This is a genomic window from Mycobacterium sp. NGS17 (genome assembly GCF_059813205.1).
Genome location: NZ_JCALED010000013.1, coordinates 87,595 through 97,560 on the forward strand (window position 1 = coordinate 87,595; position 9,966 = coordinate 97,560).

The window sequence follows — 9,966 nt, forward strand, 5'->3', positions numbered from 1 at the left end:
AGGGATCATGCTGTGGTCATCGGGGGGAGCATCGCCGGTCTGTGCGCCGCTCGGGTGCTTTCGGATTCGTACGCGCGGGTGACGGTGTACGAGCGCGACGAGTTGCCGGACGGCCCGGCGAACCGGGCGACGGTTCCTCAAGACCGGCACCTGCACATGCTGATGGCGCGCGGGGCGATCGAATTCGAGGGCCTTTTCCCGGGCCTGCTCGACGACATGGTGAGCGCCGGGGTGCCCAAACTGGAGAACCGGCCCGATTGCATCCACCTCGGCGCCGCGGGCCACGTGCTGGGTACCGGGCACACGCTGCGCGACGAGTTCACCGCCTACGTGCCCAGCCGCCCGCATCTGGAATGGCAGTTGCGACAACGGGTCCGCGGCATCGACAACGTCGACCTGGCGCGGCGCTCGGTGGCCGAGCCGCGGTTCGACCGCGCGCGACAGCGGGTGACCGGCGTGCTGCTGGATCCGGCCGACTCCGAAAGCACGGACCCCGAATTCGTGGCCGCGGATCTGGTCGTCGACGCGGCCGGCCGGGGCACCCGGCTGCCGGCGTGGCTGGCGGAATGGGGTTTCGAGCGCCCGATCGAACAGGAGCTGGACATCGGCATTCACTACGCCACCCAGCGATTCCGCATCCCCGACGGGCTGATCGCGGAGAAGGTGGTGGTCGCCGGCGCCTCGCATGACATGTCGCTGGGGTTGGGCATGCTCTGCTACGAGGACGGCACCTGGGTACTGACCACCTTCGGCGTAGCCAACGCGAAGCCGCCGCGGACCTTTCCCGAGATGCTCGCGCTGGCGCGGCGGCTGCTCCCGGACCATTTCAATGCGGCGCTGACGCGGGCCGAGCCGCTGGGCGATCCGGCGTTTCACGCCTTCCCGGCCAGCAAGTGGCGCCGCTACGACAAACTGGACCGCCTGCCCGCCGGCATCGTCGCCTTCGGCGACGCGGTGGCCAGCTTCAATCCGACCTTCGGGCAGGGCATGACGATGACCTCGCTGCAGGCCGGGCATCTGCGTCGCGCGCTGCGATTCCCGGACCATCAAGTCGCCGCGGAGCTGAACCGCGCCACCGCCAAGAGCACTTTCCCGGTGTGGACGATGAACGCGATCGGCGACGTCACCTTCCACCACGCGGGCTCCAAGAAGCCGATCCCCTGGTGGTGGCGGCCCTCAGGCGCGCTGTTCGATCAGTTTCTGGGCGCCGCCGAGACCGAACCCGTTCTGGCGGAATGGTTCTTACGGCGATTCTCGCTGCTCGACAGCCTCTATATGGTCCCGCCGCCGCGGATCATCGGCCGCGCGATGGCGCACAACCTGCGGCTCTGGTTAGGCGAGCGGCGCGAAGCCGCCAACCGGCGGCGCCGGCTCACAGCCCAACCGTCGCCCTGAACAGCTTGGTCGGTTCGTGCGCCTCGAGCCGGATCGGGGCGTCATCGGCCGCCACCCAGGCGGCCATCCCCCGCTTCAACGTCAGCGAACCGGATTTGCCATGGACGGTCGTGGAACCCTGGCTGCACAACAGGATCTGCGGGCCGTCGTGGCTGCACGTCGCGTCCACCTCGTGGCCGACGTACTCGTCATCGAGCGCCAACAGCGCGACCGCGAACTCGTCGGTCGGTGTCTCATAGATCAGTCCGAAGCCCTCTCGGCGGATCCGCGGCCGCAGCTGCTCCTCGGTGGTGGGCGCGAAGTCCAGCACGCGCAGCAGCTCGGGCACGTCGACGTGCTTGGGGGTCAGGCCGCCGCGTAACACGTTGTCCGAGTTGGCCATCACCTCCACCGCGAAACCACGCAGATAGGTGTGCAGGTTGCCGGCGGAGACGAAGATGGCCTCGCCCGGGGCCAGGCTGATGCGATTCAGCAGCAGCGCCGCCAGCACACCGGCGTCGCCGGGATAGCGCTCGCCGAGCTCCAGCACCGTCTTGGCCTCGGCCGCGAATTCCGTTGCGCCCGAGCTGAGGTACGCGATGGCGCCGTCCAGCACGGCGGTCACCAGCACGTCGATGTCGGGCTGCGGCGCGGTGATCCAGGTGGTGAACAGCGCGCGCAGACCGTCGGCGTCGGACTGGTCGTTGAGCAGGTCGATGTAGGGGTCCAGGTCGGAGACGGCCAGGGCCCGCAACAGCTCGACGGTGCGCGACGCCTGCCGGAAGCCGGCCAGCGCCTCGAACGGGTGCAGCGCCACCAGCAGCTCGGGCTTGTGCGAGGTGTCGCGGTAGTTGCGCACCGGCGAGGTCAGCGGAATGCCGACCCGCTCCTCGCGCAGGTAACCCTCGGCCGCCTGCGCGGCGCTGGGGTGCGCCTGCAGGGACAGCGGCTCGTCGGCGGCCAGCACCTTGACCAAAAACGGCAGCACGTCGCCGAAGCGCGCCCGCGACGTCGGCCCGAGCTGGCCCTCCGGGTCGTCGACCAGGGCCTCGAGCAAGGTGATTTCGCCGCTGTCGGTTTCCAGCCAGGCCGGATCACCCGGGTGCGCCCCAAACCACAGCTCCGCCTCCGGATGCGCCGCCGGCACCGGACGCTCGGTGAATTCGGCGATGGCGGTACGCGAACCCCAGGCGTACGTTCTCAAGGCCCCGCGAAGCAGTTCCACTGTTGTATCTATCCCCGCACCAGTCGCATATAAACCGCGGCCATTTCCAGCCGGACGGCCAATACTGCCAGTTGCTGCTCGGGGCTACCGGGTCCCCCCAGCGCCGGCGAAACGCCGTAGCCGGCCGAGCCGCCGGGCCCGTCGGGCACGTCCTCGGCGGCGAGCAGGTACACGTCGTCGAGCCCGGCCGTCCGCGCGGCCACACCCGTCTGCTCGGACTCCAGGACGACGGCCAGCACACGCAATCGCTGCGGCAGCGGTCCGTCGATCTGTTCGTCGTGGAACAGCGCGGTGTCGGGATCCTCGAAGCCGCCCGCCGCCCCCGCGCGCAAGGCGACCACCGCGTCCGCGAGGCAGGCGGCCGGAGTCACCTGGTTCGCGACCCGCAGCAGCACCGAGCTGCCGTGCCGGGCCAGCGCGAGCGTCGCGGCCCCGTCGCCGGCCAGCACCACCTGGCGCTCGGCGATCCGCGCGGCCAGCAGCTTGGCCGGGTTGGTGAACAGCTCGCGGGCGGCGCTGTTGCGCAGCGCCTCGGCATCCAGCTCGTCGGCGAGCAACGCCAGGTCGACCTTAGGCCGGGGGTCCACGGCGTGCAGCAGCGCGAGCCCGGCGGCCAGATACCGGCACAGGCCGAACTCGTCGGGAACCCAGAGCCGAGGCGCCAGCACCGCCGCTCCCCCGGCGGTGGCGTCCCGCAACGGACCCTCATAGGGCGCCGCCACGACCACCCGCGCGCCGCGGCGCAAGCCCGTGGCGGCCGCGGCGACCAGCGCGGGATCGCCCGGATCGCCGCCCGCGACGACCAGCACATCGAGCGGGCCCACCCACGGCGGTGCCTCGCCGGCCAGAGTGAAGGGCTGGGAAGCGGTTCCGCCCATCGTCGCGGCCAGCATCGTTCCGGCCGTCTCGGCGGTGCCGCGCCCGGCGACCCAGATGACGCTGCGCGGACGGTCGTCGGCACCCAGCGGGGCCAGCGCACCCTCGTCGACCGCGGCGGCGACCGCACGCACCTGGGCACCGGCCGACGAAGCGGCGCGCAGCAGGCCGTCGCGGTCGGCGGCCAGCAGGCCCTCGGTGTCCTCCAGATCGATCGCCCGGGTGGCGTTCACGGTGCGGCCTTCGCGCCCGCCGAGGCCGCCGTGATTTCGGAACTGATCTGGGCGACCACCGCGGCCACGTCCTCAACCGTGCGCGCCTCCACGTTCAGCCGCAGCAACGGCTCGGTGTTGGAGCTGCGCAGGTTGAACCAGCTGCCGTCGCCCAGGTCGGCCGTCACCCCGTCCACATGATCGAGGGAGTGAATCCGGGCGCCGAACGACTTGAGCACCGCTTCCGTGCACTGCCCGGCGTCGGCGACGGTGAAGTTGATTTCGCCCGACGATTCGTAGCGCTGGTAGTCCGCGGTCAGCTCCGACAACGGGCGGTCCTGCTCGCCGAGGGCGGCCAGCACGTACAGCGCGGCCAGCATCCCCGAGTCGGCACCCCAGAAGTCGCGGAAGTAGTAGTGCGCCGAATGTTCGCCGCCGAAGATCGCGCCGGTGTCGGCCATCAACGCCTTGATATAGGAGTGCCCCACCCGCGACCGCAGCGGGGTGCCGCCGCGCTCGGCGACCAGTTCGGGCACCGCGCGCGAGGTGATCACGTTGTGGATGATCGTCGCGCCGATCTCCCGGCTCAACTCACGGGCGGCCACCAGGCTGGTCACCGTCGACGGCGACACGGGGTTGCCGCGTTCGTCGACGACGAAGCAGCGATCGGCGTCGCCGTCGAAGGCCAGGCCGATGTCGGCGCCGGTCTCGCGCACGAACGCCCGCAGGTCCTCCAGGTTGGCGGGGTCGAGCGGGTTGGCCTCGTGATTGGGGAACGAGCCGTCGAGCTCGAAGTACAACGGCTCCAACGTGATCGAGCCGATCGGGCCGAGCACGGCGGGCGTGGTGAGGCCGGCCATGCCGTTGCCGGCGTCCACGGCCACCCGTAGCGGGCGCAGCCCGGATGTGTCCACCAGCGACCGCAGGAACTGTCCGTAGTCGGCCAGCACGTCGCGATCGCTCGCGTCTCCCGGTTGCCCGTCGTAGGCGTCGACGCCGGCGATCACGTCGTCGGCGACCAGCCGCAGCCCGGTCTCGGCGCCCACCGGTTTGGCCCCCGCCCGGCACAGCTTGATGCCGTTGTAGGCCGCCGGGTTGTGGCTCGCGGTGAACATGGCGCCCGGGCAGTCCAGCAGTCCGGAGGCGAAGTAGAGCTGATCGGTGGACGCCAGGCCGATGCGCACCACGTCCAGTCCCTGGCTCCGCACCCCGGCGGCGAACGCCGCCGCCAGCGCGGGCGAACTGTCCCGCATGTCGTGGCCGATGACGACCTGGCGGGCGCCCTCGCCGCGCATGAGTTTGGCGAAGGCTGCGCCGAGATCGGTGACCAGCGACTGGTCGAGCTCTTCGCCGACTAGCCCACGCACGTCGTATGCCTTGACGACACGGTGGACAGTCGCGGCGGGCCGAGACATGCGGGACTCCTGACGACGTGAACTCTTGGCGTCAGCCTATCGGGCTACGGAGAACTGAGGTCACCACCGTCAGGGCTAGTCGCTGGGATCGGGCAGCACGCGCAGATGTCCGCGGCGCCGTCCGGAGCGATGCTCGGGCGGTGCCAGCAGGCTGCTACTGGGCGCGGTGGCCTGAGATCCGCCGTGATGGATGTGCGCGTCGGAGAAGCCGTTCACGGGGGCCGCCGCGTAGGGCGCGCCGCGATCGCCGCCCTCGCGCACCGCGTCGGCCAGGGCGACCAAGTCGTCCTCGTCGGGGTGGGCGGGCTCCGAAAGGAGGGGTCCGGCGTGGCGCACCAGCTCCCACCCGCGAGGCGCGGTGATCCGGCCGGCATGGTTGACGCACAAATCCCAGGAATGCGGTTCCCGCGCGGTCGCCAACGGACCGACGACCGCCGTCGAGTCCGAGTAGACGAACGTCAGGGTTGCCACGGCGTAGTGCGGGCACCCGGGCCGGCAACAGCGACGGGGAACGTTCACGATCGAAAGGCTATCGTGCGCAAACGTCGCCGAAGCACCGGACACGCGCAACTGGCCGGCCCTCGATGTGCAACCGTTACCATCGGCGCGTGGGTGATTCGCGCAGCTCCCCGCGAAGAGATCGGTTCTCCGGCGGACCGGCTCCGCGCCGGACCGGGACCCACCGACTCTTCCGCAGGGGCCGCGATATGCGCGGTCCGCTATTGCCCCCGACCGTGCCGGGGTGGCGCAGCCGCGCCGAGCGTTTCGACATGGCGGTGCTGGAGGCCTACGAACCCATCGAGCGAAGCTGGCAGGATCGGCTGGCCGAACTCGACGTGGCCGTCGACGAGATTCCGCGCATCTCGGCCAAGGATCCCGACAGTGTGCAGTGGCCACCCGAGGTGATCGCCGACGGGCCGATCCCGCTGGCGCGGTTGATCCCGGCCGGCGTCGACATCCGCGGCAACTCCACGCGGGCGCGAATTGTGTTGTTCCGCAAGCCAATTGAGCGACGGGCGAAAGACACCGTCGAACTCGGCGACCTGCTGCACGAAATCCTGGTGGCCCAGGTCGCGATCTACCTCGACGTCGAGCCGTCGGTCATCGATCCGACGATCGACGACGAATAACTGCTGCTCGCGCGTGAGAGCTGGCGGCTTAACACTCAGCGCGCGTTGCGATCAGCGTGCGTCAGATGATGCCGCGCTTGAGGCGGCGGCGCTCGCGTTCGGACAAACCGCCCCAGATGCCGAAGCGCTCGTCGTGCTCGAGGGCGTACTCGAGGCACTCATGACGCACCTCGCACCCCAGGCAGATCTTCTTGGCCTCGCGGGTGGAGCCACCCTTCTCCGGGAAGAAGGCCTCGGGGTCGGTCTGGGCGCACAGCGCGCGGTCCTGCCATTGGTCGGCAGCCGGCTCCGGCATGGGCTCGGGCTCGAATGCGATTGGCGCATCAGGAACCACGGTCAGATGCGGCCGAGCGGGGCGGTCCAGTGCCGGGTCGATGTCGGTGTGCGGCGTGCTCGCCATGGCGCCCTGAAAAGTTTCGTAAGACATACGGTCGTCCGCCTCCTCAGCTTGATTGAGAGAGAGTGATTGGTTTCCCACTGTTCTGATGTACAGACAATTCGAACAAGTGATCGAATCTCGGTCTGCGACACCGGAGTCGGCCGGCCAACCGGGAAATGACACTGTTGTGATTAGACACGGGTTGACCTGCCGGGTCAAGCACTTCGGCGCATTTCCATACCATCTCGTGATCGAATTTCGGCGTTTCTGTTGTTTTGGGCCTTCGGCGTGTCGATCACAGTGCCCTCAACTTCCTCAGGAGTTGCCCACAACCGGTGGGGAACCGCAACTTTGAGGCACCCCCGGTGGGCCCACCACAGCGCCGCCGCCGGGCAGTACTGTCGTGCAATGTGAAGGTCACCGTTCTGGTCGGTGGGGTTGGCGGCGCCCGCTTCCTGCTGGGGGTTCAACAGTTGTTCGGGCTCGGTCAGTTTCAACCGCAACGGCGCCCGGACACGGAGGCCGACAGTCACGAGCTGACGGCGATCGTCAACATTGGCGATGACGCCTGGATACACGGACTGCGAATCTGCCCCGATTTGGACACCTGCATGTACACCTTAGGTGGAGGTGTAGATCCGGAGCGAGGGTGGGGGCACCGAAACGAAACCTGGCACGCCAAAGAGGAATTGGCGCGCTACGGGGTGCAACCGGATTGGTTCGGGCTCGGCGACCGCGACCTGGGCACCCACCTGGTGCGCACCCAGATGCTGGGCGCCGGCTACCCCCTGTCGCAGATCACCACCGCGCTGTGCGACCGCTGGCAGCCCGGCGCGCGGCTGTTGCCCGCCAGCGACGACCGGTGCGAGACCCACGTCGTGATAACCGATCCCGACGACGGCAGCCGGCGGGCCATTCACTTCCAGGAGTGGTGGGTGCGGTACCGGGCCCAGGTGCCCACGCACAGCTTCGCCTTCGTGGGCGCCGAAAAGGCGGCCGCCACAATCGATGCCACGGCGGCCATCGCGGACGCCGACGTCATCCTGCTGGCGCCGTCCAACCCGGTGGTGAGCGTCGGCGCCATCCTGGCCGTGCCCGGCATTCGCGGCGCGTTGCGCGCCGCACGCGCCCCGATCGTCGGCTACTCGCCGATCATCGGTGGAAAGCCTTTGCGCGGCATGGCCGATGCCTGCCTGTCGGTGATCGGGGTCGACTCCACCGCCGAGGCGGTCGCCCGGCACTACGGCGCGCGCCGCGACACCGGCATCCTGGACGGCTGGCTGGTGAGCGAAGACGATCGCGCCGACATCGACGGCGTCGAGGTGCGCTCGGTGCCGCTGGTGATGACCGACCCGAAGGCGACGGCCGAGATGGTCAGGGCCGGGCTCGACCTGGCGGGGGTGACGCCATGACGCGCGCCGGCGAGCACGGCGCCGCCGCCGCCATCGAAATCCTGCCCGTCGCCGGGCTGCCCGAATTCCGGCCCGGCGACGATCTTGGCGCGGCCGTCGCCGCGGCGGCCCCGTGGCTGCGCGACGGCGACATCGTCGTGGTCACCAGCAAGGCGGTGTCCAAGTGCGAGGGCCGGCTGGTGCCGGCGCCGCAGGATCCCGAAGAGCGCGACCGGCTGAGGCGCAAGCTGGTCGACGACGAAGCCGTCCGGGTGCTGGCCCGCAAGGGCCGAACCCTGATCACCGAGAACCGGATCGGCCTGGTGCAGGCCGCCGCGGGCGTGGACGGATCCAACGTCGGGCGCGACGAACTGGCGCTGCTGCCGGTCGACCCGGACGGCAGCGCCGCGGCGCTGCGGGCCGCGCTGCGCCGGCGCCTCGGGGTCGACGTCGCGGTGGTCATCACCGACACGATGGGCCGCGCCTGGCGCAACGGCCAGACCGACGCGGCCGTGGGCGCGGCGGGTCTGGCTGTGCTGCACGGCTATTCGGGGGCCGTCGACCAGCACGGCAACGAGCTGCTGGTCACCGAGGTGGCGGTGGCCGACGAGGTCGCCGCCGCCGCCGATCTGGTCAAGGGCAAACTGACGGCGATGCCGGTGGCGGTGGTGCGGGGCATGTCCGTGACCGACGACGGCTCGACCGCGCGGCAGTTGTTGCGGCCGGGCACCGAAGACCTGTTCTGGCTCGGCACCGCCGAAGCCCTCGAGGCGGGCCGCCGCGAGGCGCAGCTGCTACGGCGATCGGTGCGCCGGTTCAGCGCCGAGCCGGTGCCGGCGGATTTGTTGGAAGCCGCCGTCGCCGAGGCGCTGACCGCGCCGGCGCCCCACCACACCCGCCCGGTGCGGTTCGTCTGGCTACAGACCCCGGCTACCCGGACCCGGCTACTGGATCGCATGAAGGACAAGTGGCGCGCGGACCTCGCCGGTGACGGCCGGCCCGCCGACTCGATCGACCGGCGGGTGGCGCGCGGCCAGATCCTCTACGACGCGCCGGAAGTCGTCATCCCGATCCTGGTGCCCGACGGTGCCCACCCGTATCCCGACGCCGCCCGCACCGCCGCCGAGCACACCATGTTCACGGTCGCGGTCGGCGCGGCCGTGCAGGCCCTGCTGGTCGCACTCGCCGTGCGCGGGCTGGGCAGCTGCTGGATCGGCTCGACGATCTTCGCCGCCGACCTGGTGCGCGCCGAGCTCGGGCTGCCCGCCGACTGGGAGCCGTTGGGCGCCATCGCCATCGGCTATGCCGCCGAACCGGCCGGGCCGCGCGATGTCCCGGACCCCGGTGATCTGCTGATCCGCAAGTGATACTGGGCCCAGGGTGTCGTTGCGGGATCGGCGGGGTGCGATGAGCGTTCGGGAGTCGGCGATCGCGATGCTGTCGGATTGGGAGCCACCCGACCCGGCCCAGGATTCGTTGCGCCACGCGGTGTTGGCGTTCGTGCACGCCCGCAGCGATGCGTGCCGGCGCGAATGCGTGCCGGGGCATGTGACCGCCTCGACGCTGGTTCTCGACCACTCCGGCAGCAAGGTGCTGCTGACGTTGCATCCCCGCCTCGGAAGGTGGGTGCAGCTGGGCGGCCACTGCGACGATGACGACGCCGACGTCCTCGCCGCCGCCCTGCGCGAGGCCGCCGAGGAGTCCGGGATCGACGCGCTGCGCATCGAACCCCGCCTGGCCGCGCTGCACGTGCACCCGGTGACCTGCTCGCTGGGCGTGCCGACCCGCCATCTGGATCTGCAGTTCGTCGCGCACGCCCCGGCCGGCGCGCAGATCGCGATCAGCGAGGAGTCCGACGACTTGCGGTGGTGGCCCGCCGACGCCCTGCCCGACGGGACGGACTACGCGCTCGCCTACTTGGTCGCCCGGGCCACGCGAACGTCACGCTAGCGTGGCCGCCGGGG

Annotated in this window: 10 protein-coding genes; 5 read left to right on the forward strand and 5 right to left on the reverse strand. The window is 70.5% G+C overall.

What is annotated here, in order from left to right; genetic code table 11:
- Positions 1-12 precede the first annotated feature (12 nt).
- Complete coding sequence (locus AC5Y7E_RS22870) at positions 13-1,395, forward strand: FAD-dependent oxidoreductase (RefSeq protein WP_499920742.1); 1,383 nt, start codon at positions 13-15, stop codon at positions 1,393-1,395.
- Here the strand turns inward: AC5Y7E_RS22870 and manA are convergent.
- From manA to AC5Y7E_RS22890, 4 genes are all read right to left on the reverse strand, one after another.
- Positions 1,373-2,599: a mannose-6-phosphate isomerase, class I gene (manA, locus tag AC5Y7E_RS22875; protein WP_499950839.1), complete on the reverse strand. Its 1,227-nt coding sequence runs from the start codon at positions 2,597-2,599 to the stop codon at positions 1,373-1,375. The two genes, AC5Y7E_RS22870 and manA, sit on opposite strands and share 23 nt — an antisense overlap.
- A gap of 8 nt (positions 2,600-2,607) precedes the next feature.
- Positions 2,608-3,708, reverse strand: a complete 1,101-nt coding sequence (locus AC5Y7E_RS22880) for a TobH protein (RefSeq protein ID WP_499950840.1) — start codon at positions 3,706-3,708, stop codon at positions 2,608-2,610.
- Positions 3,705-5,102, reverse strand: a complete 1,398-nt coding sequence (locus tag AC5Y7E_RS22885; protein ID WP_499920335.1) for a phosphomannomutase/phosphoglucomutase — start codon at positions 5,100-5,102, stop codon at positions 3,705-3,707. The genes AC5Y7E_RS22880 and AC5Y7E_RS22885 overlap by 4 nt, the downstream gene beginning before the upstream one ends.
- A gap of 75 nt (positions 5,103-5,177) precedes the next feature.
- Positions 5,178-5,621 carry a DUF3499 domain-containing protein gene (locus tag AC5Y7E_RS22890; RefSeq protein ID WP_499950841.1) on the reverse strand — a complete coding sequence of 148 codons (444 nt, stop codon included), beginning with the start codon at positions 5,619-5,621 and terminating at the stop codon, positions 5,178-5,180.
- 188 nt (positions 5,622-5,809) lie between these two features.
- Here AC5Y7E_RS22890 and AC5Y7E_RS22895 point away from each other — a divergent pair, with 188 nt between their 5' ends.
- Positions 5,810-6,232 carry a metallopeptidase family protein gene (locus AC5Y7E_RS22895; protein WP_065029840.1) on the forward strand — a complete coding sequence of 141 codons (423 nt, stop codon included), beginning with the start codon at positions 5,810-5,812 and terminating at the stop codon, positions 6,230-6,232.
- A 61-nt stretch (positions 6,233-6,293) separates the two neighbouring features.
- Here the strand turns inward: AC5Y7E_RS22895 and AC5Y7E_RS22900 are convergent, their stop codons facing one another.
- Positions 6,294-6,632 carry a WhiB family transcriptional regulator gene (locus tag AC5Y7E_RS22900; RefSeq protein ID WP_066868492.1) on the reverse strand — a complete coding sequence of 113 codons (339 nt, stop codon included), beginning with the start codon at positions 6,630-6,632 and terminating at the stop codon, positions 6,294-6,296.
- A gap of 389 nt (positions 6,633-7,021) precedes the next feature.
- On the opposite strand from AC5Y7E_RS22900, the gene cofD reads away from it, so the two are divergent.
- The 3 genes from cofD to AC5Y7E_RS22915 are packed head-to-tail and all read left to right on the forward strand — an operon-like array spanning position 7,022 to position 9,952.
- The gene (gene cofD / locus AC5Y7E_RS22905) at positions 7,022-8,023 is read left to right on the forward strand and encodes a 2-phospho-L-lactate transferase (RefSeq protein WP_499950842.1); all 1,002 of its coding nucleotides are present in this window, start codon (positions 7,022-7,024) and stop codon (positions 8,021-8,023) included.
- A complete protein-coding gene (locus AC5Y7E_RS22910) occupies positions 8,020-9,369 on the forward strand; it encodes a coenzyme F420-0:L-glutamate ligase (protein WP_499950843.1) in 1,350 nt (449 codons plus the stop codon). The genes cofD and AC5Y7E_RS22910 overlap by 4 nt, the downstream gene beginning before the upstream one ends.
- Before the next feature lie 40 nt (positions 9,370-9,409).
- A complete protein-coding gene (locus AC5Y7E_RS22915; protein ID WP_499950844.1) occupies positions 9,410-9,952 on the forward strand; it encodes an NUDIX domain-containing protein in 543 nt (180 codons plus the stop codon).
- Positions 9,953-9,966: the final 14 nt, after the last annotated feature.

Excerpts from the sequence above, each read along its gene's own strand:
- AC5Y7E_RS22885 (WP_499920335.1), bottom strand. The coding sequence starts at position 5,102 with ATGTCTCGGCCCGCCGCGACTGTCCACCGTGTCGTCAAGGCATACGAC.
- AC5Y7E_RS22895 (WP_065029840.1), top strand. The coding sequence starts at position 5,810 with ATGCGCGGTCCGCTATTGCCCCCGACCGTGCCGGGGTGGCGCAGCCGC.
- AC5Y7E_RS22900 (WP_066868492.1), bottom strand. The coding sequence starts at position 6,632 with ATGGCGAGCACGCCGCACACCGACATCGACCCGGCACTGGACCGCCCC.
- AC5Y7E_RS22910 (WP_499950843.1), top strand. The coding sequence starts at position 8,020 with ATGACGCGCGCCGGCGAGCACGGCGCCGCCGCCGCCATCGAAATCCTG.
- AC5Y7E_RS22915 (WP_499950844.1), top strand. The coding sequence starts at position 9,410 with ATGAGCGTTCGGGAGTCGGCGATCGCGATGCTGTCGGATTGGGAGCCA.